This window comes from Acinetobacter lwoffii, from assembly GCF_024129595.1.
Taxonomy (GTDB): Bacteria; Pseudomonadota; Gammaproteobacteria; order Pseudomonadales; family Moraxellaceae; genus Acinetobacter; species Acinetobacter lwoffii_O.
On record NZ_JAMXXS010000045.1, the window covers coordinates 1 to 17,646 of the forward strand.

A 17,646-nucleotide genomic window follows, 5' to 3' on the forward strand; every position below is an offset into this window, starting at 1 on the left:
ACGTGCCATTGAAAATATAGAAATAAAAATAACTCAAAGGAGGATTTTAAGTATTTAAAACCAATTCTTCAAATGAGGACACGCCCTAGTAGTATAGAGCCAAAATTATTTAATACAGCTTCCTTCATTCATAATTTTGTGAGCTAGCATTCCAGAATATTCAGCCAGTAATTGTAAGATCTCACGATCAGCACTTTTGTTAGAGAATAACTTTAGAGATTTATAGTGAGTCATATATAGATTTCCATTTTTCTAGAATACGCTGCGCCCAGTCTGCATGATAAGTATTTGATACAATGTAATCTTTTTTCGAAATATGGTTAATCATTATATATGACTGGATATTACAAACTTTGTTAATAAAGTCCTTTGGCCAACTTAAAGACTGTGACAAAATTGCAATTTTGAAAGATTCTAAGGTTTTGTTCAGGAAGATTTTATTTGCATTAACATCGTATGGTATCAGTAATGTGGAAATATTCTTTTTTCCATCAGAGGTATCAATTTCACATAAATAAAAAAGCTCATTATCTTCTCTGTCGAGTATTAGATTTACATAAAATCGGCGATTTTGACCATTAGTCAATTTATGCCCTCTGAATCGGCCATATTTTATGAAAGACTTATTATGAATTTGTTTGACTTTATAGCCTTTGCCTTCTATTTTTTTCAGCATTTTGCTAAGGTCTTGATAAGTTGAACTTGTAAAATTATTTTCTGCCTCTATGCTAAATCCTGGAAGGGTGCCTTCGTCTTCTCCTTCTCCACCAGCAAATGGTTGGTCCTCATGAAGAGCTTCCCTACTTGTATTTCGTCTTGTTATATTAATTTCTGAGCATGAAGTATTTAGTGAGATTTGTAGGTCTTCTATGGTATAAATTTCCCCCACAATATTTTTGAGTTGTGTAATTTCCTGATCAATATCAGCGTTAGCTTCATCATCAAATTTAGATTTATCCTGACTTGTCTGTTTTTTAGTATGCTGGTTTTTATCTAGTATGTCTTTAGCCTGTCCAAAACTTTTTTGGGATAAAAAATGAAATTTAACAGGTTTATGTATTCCTGTTTCTAAATTTCCGAATGAATTGATACGTTCGATCCGAAATATTTTGCTGTCTGAATAAATACATCCGTCAACATCAAGTTCAATGTTTTTGAGGATAGGAGCATCCATATCAAAATCATAGGCTTTAGATTGAGCTTGGTTTTTAATGGTTTTTTCATAAATACTTAAAAAAGATTGATTTAATTCAGGGTGTAATAAAATTAATGCTAGTTTTTTTAGAAAAACAGGGTCCTTCAGATCCTTGGCTGTTATTTTTCTGTTTGGTGCAACAAAAATATGAAAGGCTTCAGCATCATTACGATCAATTAAGACATCAGTTGTATATCTTTCAGAAAATAATGCAGCACGTAATAAATACGGATGAGAGAAAAAAAGATCTCGTGCGAGTACCAGTTTAGGTAATTGGATGGTCCACCCCTCCAAAGCATCTCCTGGATTGTGATATTGGAAACTGAAGCAGGGACGATTGCGATATGTCGGATGGGTATTTACAGTTGAATTTTCTGTATTGGTCTCGTTCAAAAATCCCAAATTGATTTGAGTGAGCTTATGGTTGACTAAACGTACAGGGAAAACACTGCTCAGTGGTGTTTTGTAGTGGTATAAAAGGATACTTTCAATTGGTCTTTTTGAATGAAAAAAACGCTTTTCTTCGGAATTGCGCATTGTAGTTTTAATATTGAAACGAGTTTTACCACGATGAGTTATCTGTGTTGCACTGTAGTATTGTGTTGCTTCAGGTAAACATACGAATGGAAGGTTAGCCACTTTTATTTCCCCATAATATTCTTAAAGAATCGACGTGCTTCTGGTGTCAATCGCTGCTCACTTAATCCAGATTCACGTAAAAAAACACTTGGTGGATAGTCTTTATTTTCAGTTTGTTGATGAATATAGGTTCGAGTCAGACGACGTATTTGGTAACAATCCACAGACTCAGCATAACGATCTAAAAAGACTGAAGTCAATGGGAAAAAATTCCAGTTTTTTTCAATCATACTCACTGAACCAAGTTGTCTAATAAAAAACTTTTTTGTCCATTGTGGGGAGTCTAGATCTTCTAATAATTCATCCCGTATTTTGATGAGTTGTTTAACAAACTGTCGATCTCGAGCTCTCCAGTCAATACGTGGTTTAGGGATAGAAGGCGGGGGAGTTAAAGCTGATTTATTGATAAATAATAGCCAATCTTTATGATTGCGATATAAGCGAGCATACAGTGAGCTATTTTGTTGGCGAGCCTGTTTGACAGGCCTTTCTAGGATTAATTTTGTCCATTGTTTTTGGTCCTCAGATAATGTTCGATCTACTTTATTATCCATACATATTGTTACTGTTGTGGTGGCTTCCTCTAGATCCATGGATGCTAGGTGAATATATTGCTTATATGTTTCAATCGGATTTTTCTCTGGAACAAGAGCTTTTAATACGATGAGGTGCTCAAGATAAGAAAATGCTTTACGATGTTTTCTTAATATATTTTTCAGCCAGCAGTTTTCACTATCTAAATCTGCTAATTGATAATATGCAAGAAAACTTTCGCCCCAATATTCAATGACTAATTGACGGACTTTTTCGTAATTGATATTTTTACGGCCTGATAGTAATTTGCTATCTTTTAAAATCAGAAAATAAGCATCTGATATAGTCGAAAAATCTGGAATACTAATGGATGTTGAATGAGCAAGTAGCTCTTCGATTAGTTCCGCAAGCTCGATATGGTGACGTGAGTCCTGAGGATTAAATGCAAGTTGTGAAGAGTCTTTCAGCGCATTCAAATGAGCAAAATAGAATTTTCGGTCTATCCCATTGCAAGGGATAGAACTCATAAAGAGCGGTTGCTTATGCTTTGTACAATACTCGTATCCAGTAATCTGCCAGCTACGTTTCCAGTAAACTTCTCCATATTGCTCCATCTGGTCTTTCCAGCAACCTGGACAGAATCTGAAAAAACTCACAGATTTGATCCGCGATGCATTTTTTCCCAATTTAATGTGCAGTGATTGATACTGTTCATTCCTTAATGCCTGCACAGCATAACTCATCATTGTTTTAGTTTGAAATAGTTGATAAATTGGTAATAGGGTATGTTGGCTGATTAAAATAAGTGCATCATATTGATCTGGTAAATAGCTGGCCAACCTGTCTAGATGAGAGGGTAAATCGTAAGTTGGTGTTAAGTTTCTGTTGTTGAATAATTCTTCGGTGAGATATTTTGGACTCAGAATCCCATTGTGAACAGCATAACGTGCAATTACGCTGTAAATCAGCTCATCCGGATATGGCATTGGAAAATTCGAAATCATAATACCGTGCTCTCCATTCTTTGTTGCTTAATGCAAAATTGGATGAGTAGGATCAAACAAATAGTGAGATGATTTTAATAACTCATAAACATCTACTTCCTGTTCTTGTGCCTGACTGAAAAAAATTCGTAAGTCATTGGCTTCAGTACTTTTCCATTCCTCCACTTTCATGACTTTACGAGAGGTCCTTGGCTTCCTTGCCGGAGTTGTGGTCTGAGGCTGGTCCAATTTATCTTTTGCTACAGAGCCGTCTAATACTTCCAGAATATGTTGGAGTAGTACCTGTAAGTTCTCGTTTGGATATTTTTTTAATGCAGAAGTGACATGCAGATCAATTGTAGCAGCGGGGTGACCTAAGGCCGTTAGCATACCTATCAGTGTGGAATAATGTGGTCCTAGATCTTTACGCTGTATTTCCGTTTTTAATGCAGCTTTGAAACGGTGTTGTTCAACATATTCCTCAATTTGAACTTGAGGGATCGTTAAGTCAGAATATCGTGCAATACGTGTGGGGTTGCCTGAGCGGAGTGCATCCAAAATATCGTGGACTGGCTGTAATTGTTCTTCGTAGACTTTTTTAAAAAGTTCAGATGTAATTTTTTCCAGACCAATGGTGATTGCATGAATCTGCACCAAGCAGAACAGTTTGACCACTAAATCTGGAATGCCCTGCGTATAATAATACCAAGTGTTTCTTAATTCATCGGTCAGTTCAGCTGGTTGTTGAACCCATTGATATTGCCACAGCTTGTTGGTGAAAGCATACCATTCAGAAATGATCATTTGATCAGGGGTGCTAGGATCGGGAGTGGGTGCTTCATTGCGCATAGGTTCCCAGATTAAAGAGCCTAATCCTGCACTGCGTCTAGCTGATCTTAAATCTTCTTGCAGAATTTCATTGGCTTTGGGTGTCCCAATCATCACAATTGGAATGGATGCCACATTCACAAGGGTGACAAAGAAATTAAGAATGATTTCAGCCCCGCCAGATTTTTTTGTATTCAAATGCTGGATTTCATCAATGATTAAAAGTCCAATAGAATAATTATTTGCGATAATTTTCATCTGCTGCAGCATAGCATTCACATTTAAGCGACTTCTGGTGAAACGATGCTCGAAGTTTGTATCTCCTAATGCTAAATCTACTGCTCTAAAAAAGTTTGAGCATAAGTTTTTTAAAGAGCTGTCATGCGGACAATCAATTTTAAGGTAAACAATTTGTTTTAATCCCAGCTCTCTATGTTCAATCACTTGCGGGTAATAACGCAAAATTTTGTTCATTGTCGTTGTTTTACCGCTTCCCGAACATCCTATAATTGACATGCTAGTTGCAGTCGACTCTGGAGGTGCATAGCGGTAAGAGCTTTCATTTGATGGTTCTAGTTGCTGAAAAGCAGCGTGTAAATGTCGATGTCTATCCCCATTAGTGATGTTTCTGCTCACGTAACCTTGCCGGATCATGATAGAAATTTTTTGTTCAAGGGATAGATGTTTAGTCAGTGGTTGAAAAAAATCATGAGGCAACTGAGCAATCAGATGGATTCTTTCTGGTTGGGGTAAGAAACGCTGTTCTGGAATAAATTTCAGTTTCCCTCGTAGGTGTTTAATAACCGATTTCGTGTCAAGGATAGGCGGTAATTGAGTAATGAGAGGATTATCCCCATAGATATCTTCTATCGATGTGTTGACCGCGAGTTCATTATTATTCATTCTTCATCGTCCTCTTCAAATAATTGTCTCATTAAGTCTGGTTGACTGGTCAAATCCAGATTGCTGCTGTGAGATGGGGGGGGTGGAGGATTGTCTTGGTTGGGATGGATAGTCCGGATAGAATTGACGGACCTATTTTGGAGATGTTCCTCACGTTCCACCTGAATTGCTTCTTGTTTGTTCTGACGAATATCCCGAGTACGTTGTGCTTTAGAAAGTTGGTGAACTCCTGCTTGAGCCTGCCGGCTCTGTGCTGTGTGGATGATTTTGTCAGTAAAATCCTGTAATTCACTGATGGCTACAGACTTTAGTTGTGAATGCTGTTTTTCAACAGTTTTGATTGCTTTTTGAATTTGTTCAGCTTCCCACCAGGTCAGATGCTGATATTGACGTGAGGTATCACTTAAGTGCGCTTCCCAGTATTCCAACTTATTTTCATCAAAGAAAACATAAATGGTATTTACTGAGTATGGGTCAAAACCAATCCGCAACTTTTTCGGGCGGGATTTGGTCGTGTTACGAATAAACCAGCCTTGTTGATGCATTTCCAGACATTGATAGAGTAAGCCTTTGACTTTAAGTCCCTTGTCACTTAAGGAGGCGTCGGTCCTAGGTAACAAGCCAACATATAGTGATTTGTTATCCACTTGTCTTAACATCCCAGTACGGTGCTGTAGACCCCACTGCCAGAGCTTAAGGGGGATAGACGGCAGGTCAGTCGGCATATCGGCACTACGATCATATTTCGTCAAAATATCAAAATTATTGCGTAAAAAGACGCAGCTTAAGATGATTTTTCTGAACTCTTCCAGAGTTAGACAAGCTTCTAGTCGATAATCATGTCCGCCTTTCTTTTTTTCCTTGAATCCAGAAACAACACCAATATTCTCGTAGGATTTAAAGCGTGACTGAATGATTCCAAAAGCCCTCTCCACAATACCTTTGGCATCGCTTCGATACGGTGGCGCATTTTCAATACGAACAGAAAAATTTTTTTCAAGAAGTTCAATTTGATAGCCAATTAGTTCACCGCGGTCTGCAAGTATGGCACCAGGTAAACCATAAATAGGCCAGTCTTCTGGTTGTATTTGCAAGCCATAACTCTGACAGAATGTCACTTTATCTTGGATTGCAACGCTGAGGCATTGTATGGCTGTATTAAAGGAACTGTTTTCCATGCCGACATAAAGCCCAGTAATCATCCGGCTGAATACATCGATAACAATATATACGGTAGGTCGGCCAATAATCTGTGATGGATCCCGTGATGATACAAGGTAGATGTCAGCGATTGTTGAATCTATCTCATAACGTGCACCAGGACCATTTGCGTGCTTGGTCGCTGTTGAAGTCAGAGGTTTGTGATCTTTCAGAGTTTTCTGATTCTTCAGAATTTCCTTGGAATTGTTCTTATTTCTATATCGCTTATTATAAAAATAATAGAATTGGGCATAGGTTGGAATATCTGCGGCTTGCACTTGATGAAAGTGCTTAGAAAATAAATTTTTAAACCGAAGATAAGTTTCGTTAATGGATTGTTTTTTGACAGGAACTAAATACTCTTCGATGGCTTGCTTAAAATATAATTCAACCTGTTCAGTGACATTCTTACCTTCATTCGATTCATAAATGCGTGGTCTGCCAATTTTTTTATCACCTATAGCTCTTTTTTGGCCTTTTCCACCTGAGTTTTCATAGTCCGGTACCAAAGCATTTATAGTTTGACCACGTTGCCAGTAGCGTCTTAGGAGTCGTAGGATTTTATTAATTGATACTTCTTTTTCTAGATGTATAGTTTTAATTTTTGCAGTCCTGATTTTTGCATTGATAAGAACTTGTTCATCATTAATTAAATCTTGAATAATAAAAAAGTTTTCATCTCTTTTTTTGAGTTGAATAGAATCCTCACTCAAGTTTAATCGTTTTAAGTGTTCATAAGGATCTTGTGCTGGTATTAGGCTTTGATCATCTGAGAGAGTTTGAAGTTCCTTAGACAAAATGAGTTCAGGAAAAGCATTTTTATTATCAATCGCAATCCATACCGTATACTGCGGTAAGAATTTGAGTATTCGGTATTGTGTTGAATTCAAGATGTAAACTGAATTAATTAGTTGCATGGACTGTATTCTCATTCTGGAGCAAATTACTTGCATGAATATCAGAGAGTTTAAGCTCCAAGTACGAAATTTCTAGATTAAATTGAAGTATTCGCAGTGCGAATAATTTTCTAAACAATGCGAGCGTCGCTCCGATACCCATTTTTTGAGTTTGGTCAGAATGCTTACAAAATTGGATTAATGAGCTTTGAGGGTACTGGCTAATTTCTTCCATAAAATAAACTGCTTGATCAATCATGTGATTTGTTATTTCAAGGTCATTTTTTTCTACATACAGCCATTTAATGTTCTCTAGTACCGTAGCAGGAATGTCTTTTTCAGTAATCAGTTTGAACGGCGTATTGTGCTCTTCTTCCCAGTAACGACGTTTAATTTCTAATGACTCAATAACATGAGCTTTATTCAGATCCTTGCTGTAAAGAGTGTCAAGGGCTATAGAAAACTTACCAAAATCAACTAAAAAATCTGAAGATAGGGTAAAAGGTATATAGTCAACCGATACTTTTTTCATTCGGAAACGAGAACAGATGGAGTTAAGATCATAGATATCCAAAGGATAATGTTCGCGAATATCTGTAACGTTCTGATTCCAGTCAAGCAGTAAAAAGGTAGATAGCTCTAGATCAGAAAATAAGTGATGAAGACGTTTACTGACACGGCCTTGTACTCTGTGAGAGCGACCAATTGAACTGAAGTTTTGAACAGTTTTACAAGGTTTATAGTCGCGTCCATGGCCCTGGCCATACCCTTCTGTTACTAGTTCTTCATAGTTTTTTATAATTTTTGCCATACAGAAGACCTGTGGATTTTGGTGGATAATTAATCATATCTGAAGGGGGGTAATTTTATATTTGGCAAAAACATACAAACTTAAATATATTTATATACAAACAAAATTTTATAATTTTTATTTAATTATTTATTTAATTCAGTGACTTAATAATTAATCCAGTATTTTAATGCTCAATTGATGAGTTTAAAAAACGTTGATGATAGGCAAAAGTATTCAAATTACATCTTAGTAAACATCGTTGCATATTCTTATGTAAACCAACTGCATATTCAGACTCAAACCCGACCATTCATTCTGGTTCATAGTAAAATGCTTATTTTCTATTCCAAATATTTTAGAACAAAATATGTAAATTTGGATCTTAAAGTACTACCTTAATCTGCTATAATTTGTACATCATTATGATGTACAAATTAGTAGAAAATATGGCTAACTTAGCAACAGAACGAATCAGTGTTCGTTCAACCGTAGATGCAAAGAATGTAATTGAGCAAGCTGCGAATTTATTGGGTCTTAGTGTGAGTTCCTTTATGATCCAATCCTCATTTGAACGAGCAAAAGAATTACTTAAATCTAATCACGAGTTAAAAGTAAATAATGCTGATCGTGATATGTTAATGAATTTGCTTGAAAATCCGCGCCCTGCAAATGATGAGATGAAAAATTTAATGAGTTTATTGGATGAAAATTGAGGTTTTACAAGCCCATCATCAGAAAAAATCATTTAATTGTGGGCAAGGTGATTTAAATAAGTTCATAAAACAATACGCATCCCAACATCAGAAATCAGGAACAAGTAAAACCTATGTTGCTATTGATGATGATGCACAGGTGAGGGGGTTTTATTGTCTATCAAGTACCTCTATAGGATTTGATGGGGTTGATGCTGTTCTCACTAAACGATTACCTCGTTATCCCTTACCTTGTGTGGTTGTGGGGCGCTTTGCCGTTGATCAAGCAGCACAGGGGCAAGGAGTTGGAAATGTACTTTTAGCACATGCTCTTAAACAAATTTCAAAAGTTGCTCAAATTATTGGTGTTAATTTTGTTGTAATACATGCTAAGGATCAAAAAGCTATGGAGTTTTATCAGCGGTTTGGCTTTATCTCGTTAACATCAAATCCATTAACATTAATATATCCAGTGAATGAAATACCTCATTTTAAATAAGGTGGGCTGCTAGCTAGTAACAGGAATAGCTAATAGTATTCAGAGTTTGCACATAGTTCCTTATCCCTTATTTTGCTTTATGACCAAATATTGCGTCTAATTATGGTAATTTAATTAAGTTTGTTTTATTTTTTATTATAAGTTGTTGATATATATTATTCATTGTTTTTAAATTTTAGAATTAAGTTTGTATTAAAATTTGGTATCCTGAATTTTAGGTGAAATTAAGTTTGTATTAAGTATTGGATTCTTCCACTTTAAAATACGAATTCTTGCTCAGAAAGGCGAAGCATACTTTAAATAAAAATGGAATGTTTTCAAGGTGAGGTCAAAAAGGGATGCTTTTTGAATCTAGGGTGGGATTTTTACATATTTATATTATTGAATATATTGGTAATAATTTTATATTTCTGGTGTGATGCTAATTTGAGTTTAATTATATTAAAAACCCTGTAGACTTGGTGTAGAACCACTAGGTCTACAGGGTAGGGTTTTGTTTGTTCATTTCATTAATGTACAAACTAAAATAATTAAATCTAAACTTAATTATTTGATACAAACTTAATTATACGAACACACCAGCCTCGATTCAATTTTAATTATTCTACAGTAACCGATTTTGCCAGGTTGCGTGGCTGATCCACATCCGTACCACGTAGCACTGCCACATGATAAGAGAGTAACTGCACCGGGATGCTATACACAATCGGTGCCAGTACTGCATTTACTGATGGAATATGTACCACGTGCTTGCGCTCTTTGGCTTTAATGCCACTGTGTTCATCAGCAAAAACAAACAGTTCACCACCACGTGCCTGAACTTCTTCCATATTGGATTTCAGTTTGTCCAGCATGTCATCTTGTGGCGCCAGAATCACCACCGGCATGTCATTGTCGACCAGTGCCAATGGCCCATGTTTCAGCTCACCTGCAGCATAACCTTCAGCGTGAATATAGGAAATTTCTTTCAGCTTGAGTGCACCTTCCAGAGCGATCGGGAAATGCGTACCACGGCCCAAAAACAGGCAATGCTGCTTCTCAACAAACAATTCAGAGAGACGTAAAATTTCATCGTCATGACGCAAGGTATCCAGAATCACTTTAGGCGTATGCCAAAGTTCTGTGGTGATCTCCGTCATTTGTTCTGTAGAAATAGTATTTTTCACAGAACCGATTTTGAGTACCAACAGCATCAATGCAGCAAGCTGGGTGGTAAAGGCTTTGGTTGAAGCCACACCAATTTCAGGGCCTGCCAGTGTCAATAGACTATGCTGAGTTTCACGCACCATCGAAGAGGTTGCTACGTTACAGATGGTCATCGTAGTGATGTCCAGGCCTTTAGCTGCCGCACGTTTTTGTGTATCACGTAATGCAGCTAAAGTATCAGCAGTTTCACCAGATTGGGAAATACACACATATAGCGTGTGATTCACAATCACCGGCGTGCGATAACGGAATTCGCTAGCAATCTCGACTTGGCAAGGCAGATCAATCAGCTGTTCAAACCAGTATTTGGCAATCATGCCAGCATGATAGCTGGTACCACAGGCAATAATCTGGATTTGCTGGATTTTTGCAAAGTCTTGTTCCGCACTGGCAAGGAAGTCTTCGCGCAGGTCATTGCCATTTAAGGCTTGGGAAATGGTCTGTTTAATCGCTTCAGGCTGCTCATAAATTTCTTTGAGCATATAGTGCTTGTATTCACCTTTAGACGCATTGCTGACCGCAGCATCCAGTTCCTTGACCGGACGATCCATCAGCTGACCATCGACAAAGACTTCAATCGTGGTGCGGGTCAAACGGGCAATATCACCTTCTTCCAGGTAGATAAAACGGTTAGTAATTGGAAGTAAGGCTAATTGATCTGAACTAATGAAGTTTTCACCAATCCCGACACCAATCACCAGTGGAGAACCTTCACGCACGGTAATCAGTTCATCCGGGTGGTCAGTATGTACGATGCCCAGTGCATAGGCACCTTTCAATTGCGGAACCACTTGGCGTACAGCTTCTAACAGACTCGGGGTAGATTTCAGTGCATCATTGATCAGATGGGCAACCACTTCAGTATCAGTCTGTGAGGTAAACACATAGCCCAAAGCTTCAAGATCATCTTTGAGTTCCTGATAGTTTTCGATAATTCCGTTATGCACCACTGCCACATTTTCAGAAATATGCGGATGGGCATTTTCTTCAGTCGGTTTGCCATGGGTCGCCCAGCGTGTATGCGCAATGCCGAGTGAACCGCTAATCTGGGATTCATTCACCGCCTGTTCAAGGTTTGCGACCTTACCGACACGGCGTTCACGCAGGACCTGGCTATTATTAATCAGTGCCAAACCTGCTGAATCATAACCCCGGTATTCCAGGCGTTTTAAGCCTTCGATCAAAATATTGGTAATGCTACGTTCTGCAATGCCACCAACGATACCACACATATTTATTTCCCTTATTTCTTGATTTTTTGCGGACGTGGATAGTTTTCTTTGGCAAATTGCTTAGAGCGCTCTACTGCCAAACAGTTGTCTTCCACATTACGGGTAATCGTTGAGCCTGCACCTACAGTGGCGCCATTGCCAATTTTCACAGGTGCCACTAATGAACTGTTCGAGCCAATAAAGGCCTGATCACCAATAATCGTTTTAAATTTATTTGCACCATCATAATTACAGGTAATGGTTCCTGCACCGATGTTTGCACCACTGCCAACTTCTGCATCACCCAGGTAGGTAAAGTGGTTGGCTTTAGAGCCTTGACCAATCGTGGTATTTTTAACTTCAACGAAGTTACCGATATGTACCTCAGCTGCGAGTTTTGCACCCGGACGGAGTCGTGCAAAAGGTCCAATTTGGGTATCTTCCCCAACGATGGCGCTATCGAAAATGCTATATGGCTGAACCTTGGTGCCAGCTGCAATCTTGGTATTCTTGATAATACAGCCGGCGCCAATTTCAACGTTGTCGCCCAGCTCGCAATCACCTTCGATAATCACATTGATATCAATGCGGACATCCTGACCGACAGTTAAATTGCCACGCAAGTCAAAGCGGCTTGGATCAATCAGATGTACACCTTGATGCATTAGCTGTTTGGCTTGATAAGCCTGGAACTGACGCTCTAAAGCAGCGAGCTGCACACGGTCATTTACCCCTTCAACTTCGAAAGCCTGCTCAGGTTCTACCGATGCAACTTGCATACCATCTGCCAAAGCCATCGCGACGATATCCGTCAGGTAATATTCACCTTGAGCATTGTCATTACTTAAACTTGGCAGCCATTGATGCAGTTTGGCATTGCTGACCGCATAAATACCGGTATTGATTTCTTTAATCTGACGTTGCTCTTCGGAAGCATCTTTGTGCTCCACAATGGCCTGGATTTCACCATTTTCACGTACAATACGACCATAACCATTGGCATCCAGCAGGGTAAGCGTCACCAGACCAATACCGGTTTCTGCAGTGGCATCGAGTAATTTTTGCAAGGTCACAGGATTAATGCAGGGTACATCGCCGGAAAGAATCAGCGATACGCCGTCGTGAGGCAGGACAGGCAAGGTCATCTGTACCGCATGTCCGGTACCCAGCTGTTCAGCCTGTTCTACCCATTTAATATCCTGTTGTGCAAATGCTGTTTGAACAAGGTCACCACCATGACCATAAATGGTAATAATATTATCTGCGTTTAATTTTTTTGCCGTTTCAATGACATGACCCAGTAAAGGACGTCCTGCAAGAGGTTGTAATACTTTCGGTAAGCTTGAACGCATGCGCGTGCCTTTACCTGCAGCAAGAATAATAACAGTCGTTGACATGTTCTAATCCTAAATATGGCTTATGCCACGGTGAAGTAAAAATAAAGCAAAATACAAATAGCTGCCCAAAGGCCGGCAATAATGTCATCCAGCATGATGCCGAAGCCACCGTCCACTTGACGGTCAACCACCCGGATCGGCCAAGGTTTCCAGATATCAAATAATCTGAATAGCGCAAAACCGATGAATAACCATAACCAGTTCATCTGGCCTAAGTAGATCAGGGGCAAAAATGTGATGGATTGTCCTGCAAATTCATCCCAGACGATGCGGCCATCATCATGAACACCCATGACCTTGGCAGTATGTCCGCAGATATATATGCCAATCAGGGACATGATAGCAATGGCAAAAACACTGTTTAGAAAACCAAGATGCAGCCAAATAGGAATAAATAAAAGTGCAAAGGCCGACCCAAATGTACCGGGTGCTTTAGGTGCCAGACCGGAACCAAAACCAACCCCACTAAAGACAATCAGTCGGTCGATCCATGACATGGCTTTAAAATTAATCACAGGTTTATGCAAAATGTTGATACCCATTAAATTGAAGTGAATGATCTACGCCATCTTTTTCAAAAGTTAAGCCGTGTTGCTGCTGAATTGTGCCGATTATACTAATCGAAACATCAAGTTGTTTTTGCAATAATTTTTCGTAATTTTGCGGGCTTATTGTAAAGCATAATTCGTAATCGTCGCCACCAGCGAGGGCATATTGCCATTTTTGCTCATTGTTTAAGGCATGCAGGGTAGGACTGATCGGTAAGTTTTCGAGTTGCAGCTTTGCACCGACTTGAGAAGCTTTGAGAATATGTCCAAGATCTTGTGCCAAACCATCCGAGATATCAATCATGCTATGCGCCAGACCTTTTAGGGCGGCACCGAGCTGACAACGTGGCGTTGGATAGTCCAGACGTTTTTGTAGTGGATGACCAAGATGCTGTAGTGCAAAAGCTGCATCACCGACAGTTCCACTGACACAGATCAAATCACCCGGTTTTGCACCTGAGCGTGTAATGGCTTGACCAATGTCCACCCAGCCTAATGCAGTAACAGACAGGGTTAAATGAGGACTTTGAGTGGTATCACCACCGATTAAGTTCACGCCAAATTGATCACAGCAATCGTACAAACCCTGACTAAAAGCTTTTAGCCAGTCATGATCAATTTGGGGTAGGCTCAATGCGAGTAAAATACTGTGCGGGGTTGCGCCCATCGCGGCAATATCAGATAAATTGACAGCCACAGATTTCCAGCCAATCGCATGCGGATCGGTGTCTATTGGAAAATGGCGTCCAGCAACCAGTGTATCGGCACAGATGACCAGTTGTTGCTGAGGCGGAGGGGTGAGCAAGGCTGAATCGTCACCGACGCCTAAATCGACAGAACGGGTATTCTTGCGATTGAAATAAGTGTCGATAATCGAAAATTCAGCCATACAACAATTCGACTTTAATTAGTTGGCTTGTTGCTTTTCTGCTGCACGTAAAGTTGTCGCTAAACGATCCAATACACCGTTGATGTATTTGTGGCTGTCGGCACCGCCAAAATGTTTAGCCAGCTCGATCGCTTCGTCTAGAACCACACGATATGGAATCTCAAGATGTTCTTTGAGTTCATACGCGCCTAGACGCAAGGTTGCGAGTTCAACACCATCCAGTGCTGAAAGTTCACGATCGAGTACCGGAATTAAGAGCGCATCCAATGCTTCATGATTGGCAACCACTTGAGTCAACAATTCATGATAATAGCTCAGATCCACTTTGTGCATGGCATTTTCCACACGCGTACGTGCTTCAATCTCATGCACCGGATTGTGGCTCATCTGCCATTCATAAATTCCTTGTACAGCAAAGCGACGTGCTTTACGTTTTGCTGCATAAGTTGCTTGAAGTGTTTGCGACATAGCGTTAAATAGCCTTTAACAAGTTAACCATTTCAATCGCAGTCAGGGCAGCTTCGCTACCTTTATTGCCTGCTTTTGTTCCAGAGCGTTCAATCGCTTGTTCAATACTGTCCGTAGTGAGTACACCGTTAATGACAGGCAAGCCAGTGTCCAGGCCAACCACGCCCAAACCTTTGGCACATTCGCCTGCAACGAAATCGAAGTGAGGCGTGCTACCACGAATCACGGCGCCAAGCGCGATGATGGCATCGAAACGATCTGAAGCTGCCAGTTTTTTCGCAACTACAGGAAGTTCCCAGGCACCAGGTGCATGAACAACAGTGATATTATCCTCTGATACACCATGACGTTTCAATGTATCAATGGCACCTTCTAACAGATGTTCAACCACAAAGCTGTTAAAACGACCAACTAAAATCGCATAACGGTCTTCGTTCGCGAGATGTAACATACCTTCAATACGGCGAACTGCCATAACAACCTCGATGATTTCTTAAGATGTTTGTTGTGCGGTGATGTATTCCACCACTTCTAAGTTAAAGCCTGATAGTGCATTGAAACGCAATGGAGAGCTCAGCAGTTTCATTTTTTCAACGCCTAGATCACGCAAAATTTGTGCACCCACACCAATGGTCTGATACTGCTGAGACAGTGCAGAATTTGATTTTACATTTTTTGGCGCTTTAAGGGTATCTAATGCTGGACCCAAATCCTGTAAATGGCGTTGACCAATCCAGACCAGTACACCACGATCACTGTTGGAAATTTCTTTCAGGGCGCGATCCAGGTTCCAGGCCGGCTCGCCATCCTGTTTTTTCAGTTTGAGCAAGTCGCGGGTCGGGTTAAAACCATGTACACGCACCGTGGTCACGCCCTCTTTAGGCTCACCTTTGACCAAGGCCAGATGGATATCCGGATTGCCCAGTTCACGATAGCGGTACAGGTCAAAGCTGCCGTATTCAGTCTCAATACTTTGCTGATCGATACGCTCAACCGTCTGTTCATTGGTCATGCGGTAATGAATCAGATCGGCGATCGTCCCGATTTTCAGGCCATGCTTTTCAGCAAACACTTCCAGATCCGGACGGCGCGCCATCGTGCCATCTTCATTGATGATTTCACAAATCACAGAAGCCGGTTCCAGTCCTGCCAAACGGGAAAGATCACAACCTGCCTCAGTATGTCCGGCACGGTGCAATACACCACCTGGTTGCGCCATCAGCGGGAAGATATGTCCTGGCTGTACAATATCTGCCGGTTTGGCATGAGCAGCCACAGCAGTTTGAATTGTATGAGCACGTTCAGCCGGAGAAATACCGGTAGAAATACCTTCAGCCGCTTCAATCGACAAGGTGAAATTGGTCCCATGCTGGGCGCCGTTGGCATCAACCATCAAAGGCAGATTCAACTGCTGGCAACGCTCTTTACTTAAAGTCAGGCAGACCAGACCACGTGCATGGGTGATCATGAAGTTGATGTCTTCAGGACGTACGTGCGTGGCAGCAATCACTAAGTCGCCTTCATTTTCACGATCTTCATCATCCATCAGGATGACCATTTTTCCTGCACGGATATCTGCTACAAGCTCTTCAACAGTATTGAGCGGCATCAACCTTCACCTTCTTTTTTGATCTTGATCAGACCGAATCATGACATTATTGGGTACATAGTCTAACGCTTTTTAAGCAATTTTGCCTATGCTTATTAGTTTCCCTATAGTGGTTCAATGTTATACACAGTCTTGGGAATCATGAAAAGCCGACTTTAAATGAAAGCCAGGGCTTTATGCAGGTTTTTTGAACAGTTAAAATGCATAAAAAATGAAAAACTTAGGCGAAGTCCTTCTAAGTTAAAGTATTAATTTGTTTTTTATACAGTTTTATTCCTGTTTTTGTGATTTTCAGACTTTTATTTTGCTGATCAACGATCAAGAGCAGAAAAATTTACCACATATTAAAAAACTTGAATAAAACAAAAAAGCGAACCGCAGTTCGCTTTTGAGAAAATTCATACTTAGAAGAAACCAGCCGGTTTGGTTGAATAACTCACCAGCAAGTTTTTGGTTTGCTGATAATGATCTAGCATCATTCTATGATTCTCACGACCAATGCCTGATTTTTTATAACCACCGAAAGCCGCATGCGCAGGATAGATGTGATAACAGTTGGTCCATACCCGACCCGCCTGAATAGCACGACCAGCGCGGTAGGTGGTATGTGCCGAACGTGACCAGACACCGGCACCGAGTCCGTAAATCGTATCGTTGGCGATCTTGATCGCATCGTCGAAGTCTTTAAAGGTGGTCACAGCCAGTACAGGTCCGAAGATTTCATCCTGAAAGGTCTTCATGTCATTGGTGCCTTTAAAGATGGTCGGTTCAATATAGAAACCTTGACCGACTTCCTGACGTGCTTCACCGCCAGTCAGGATCTGTGCACCTTCTTCACGGCCAGTGGCAATACAGCCCAGAATCTTGTCCTGCTGTTCCTGAGAAGCTTGCGCGCCAATCATAGTATCAGTATCCAGTGGATGACCGGTTTTAATGCGTTGTACCCGTTCTACTGCACGCGCTAAAAACTCATCGGCAATACTTTCCTGTACCAAGGCCCGGGAAGGGCAGGTACAGATTTCACCCTGGTTCAGGGCAAACATGGCAAAGCCTTCCAGAGCTTTATCCAGATAATCGTCTTCCTGATCCATGATGTCGGCAAAGAAAAGATTTGGTGATTTACCGCCGAGTTCCAGAGTCACCGGAATAATATTTT

15 protein-coding genes are annotated in these 17,646 nt (G+C 40.3%); 2 read left to right on the forward strand and 13 right to left on the reverse strand.

Features of this window, described 5'->3' with window-relative positions; translation table 11 throughout:
• Positions 1-220 precede the first annotated feature (220 nt).
• From NI466_RS16000 to NI466_RS14250, 5 genes are read right to left on the reverse strand one after another with little or no spacing between them, the layout of a single operon-like run.
• On the reverse strand, positions 221-1,834 hold the full coding sequence (locus tag NI466_RS16000) for a Tn7-like element transposition protein TnsE (RefSeq protein ID WP_253173893.1): 1,614 nt from the start codon (positions 1,832-1,834) through the stop codon (positions 221-223).
• Between the two features lie 2 nt (positions 1,835-1,836).
• Positions 1,837-3,372 (reverse strand): TnsD family Tn7-like transposition protein, encoded by a 1,536-nt coding sequence (locus NI466_RS14235; protein WP_253173894.1) that lies wholly within the window; start codon positions 3,370-3,372, stop codon positions 1,837-1,839.
• A gap of 27 nt (positions 3,373-3,399) precedes the next feature.
• Entirely contained in the window at positions 3,400-5,082 is a 1,683-nt protein-coding gene (locus tag NI466_RS14240) for an AAA family ATPase (protein ID WP_253173895.1), read from the reverse strand.
• Positions 5,079-7,199: a Mu transposase C-terminal domain-containing protein gene (locus tag NI466_RS14245; RefSeq protein ID WP_253173896.1), complete on the reverse strand. Its 2,121-nt coding sequence runs from the start codon at positions 7,197-7,199 to the stop codon at positions 5,079-5,081. Before NI466_RS14245 ends, NI466_RS14240 begins: the two co-directional genes overlap by 4 nt.
• Entirely contained in the window at positions 7,186-7,989 is an 804-nt protein-coding gene (locus tag NI466_RS14250) for a heteromeric transposase endonuclease subunit TnsA (RefSeq protein ID WP_060513852.1), read from the reverse strand. The genes NI466_RS14245 and NI466_RS14250 overlap by 14 nt, the downstream gene beginning before the upstream one ends.
• A 428-nt stretch (positions 7,990-8,417) precedes the next feature.
• Here NI466_RS14250 and NI466_RS14255 point away from each other — a divergent pair, with 428 nt between their 5' ends.
• Together NI466_RS14255 and NI466_RS14260 are read left to right on the forward strand one after the other, a co-directional pair.
• Positions 8,418-8,684: a type II toxin-antitoxin system TacA family antitoxin gene (locus NI466_RS14255; protein ID WP_180038363.1), complete on the forward strand. Its 267-nt coding sequence runs from the start codon at positions 8,418-8,420 to the stop codon at positions 8,682-8,684.
• Entirely contained in the window at positions 8,674-9,162 is a 489-nt protein-coding gene (locus NI466_RS14260; protein WP_253173897.1) for a GNAT family N-acetyltransferase, read from the forward strand. Before NI466_RS14255 ends, NI466_RS14260 begins: the two co-directional genes overlap by 11 nt.
• A gap of 599 nt (positions 9,163-9,761) precedes the next feature.
• On the opposite strand, the gene glmS is transcribed toward NI466_RS14260, so the two are convergent.
• From glmS to NI466_RS14300, 8 genes are all read right to left on the reverse strand, one after another.
• Positions 9,762-11,600: a glutamine--fructose-6-phosphate transaminase (isomerizing) gene (glmS, locus tag NI466_RS14265; protein WP_253173898.1), complete on the reverse strand. Its 1,839-nt coding sequence runs from the start codon at positions 11,598-11,600 to the stop codon at positions 9,762-9,764.
• Positions 11,601-11,611: 11 nt separating this feature from the next.
• On the reverse strand, positions 11,612-12,976 hold the full coding sequence (gene glmU / locus NI466_RS14270) for a bifunctional UDP-N-acetylglucosamine diphosphorylase/glucosamine-1-phosphate N-acetyltransferase GlmU (RefSeq protein WP_253173899.1): 1,365 nt from the start codon (positions 12,974-12,976) through the stop codon (positions 11,612-11,614).
• Positions 12,977-12,996: 20 nt separating this feature from the next.
• Positions 12,997-13,518 (reverse strand): phosphatidylglycerophosphatase A family protein, encoded by a 522-nt coding sequence (locus tag NI466_RS14275; RefSeq protein ID WP_247143921.1) that lies wholly within the window; start codon positions 13,516-13,518, stop codon positions 12,997-12,999.
• A complete protein-coding gene (gene thiL, locus NI466_RS14280) occupies positions 13,496-14,413 on the reverse strand; it encodes a thiamine-phosphate kinase (RefSeq protein WP_253173900.1) in 918 nt (305 codons plus the stop codon). Before thiL ends, NI466_RS14275 begins: the two co-directional genes overlap by 23 nt.
• An 18-nt stretch (positions 14,414-14,431) precedes the next feature.
• Positions 14,432-14,881 carry a transcription antitermination factor NusB gene (gene nusB, locus NI466_RS14285; protein WP_004728813.1) on the reverse strand — a complete coding sequence of 150 codons (450 nt, stop codon included), beginning with the start codon at positions 14,879-14,881 and terminating at the stop codon, positions 14,432-14,434.
• A gap of 4 nt (positions 14,882-14,885) precedes the next feature.
• Positions 14,886-15,356, reverse strand: coding sequence for a 6,7-dimethyl-8-ribityllumazine synthase (gene ribH / locus NI466_RS14290; RefSeq protein ID WP_004280926.1), 471 nt, complete (start codon positions 15,354-15,356; stop codon positions 14,886-14,888).
• A gap of 18 nt (positions 15,357-15,374) precedes the next feature.
• A complete protein-coding gene (gene ribBA / locus NI466_RS14295) occupies positions 15,375-16,490 on the reverse strand; it encodes a bifunctional 3,4-dihydroxy-2-butanone-4-phosphate synthase/GTP cyclohydrolase II (protein ID WP_004280927.1) in 1,116 nt (371 codons plus the stop codon).
• Positions 16,491-16,894: 404 nt separating this feature from the next.
• Positions 16,895-17,646: aldehyde dehydrogenase family protein (locus NI466_RS14300; RefSeq protein WP_253173901.1), on the reverse strand; the 752-nt coding region annotated here is incomplete at its 5' end.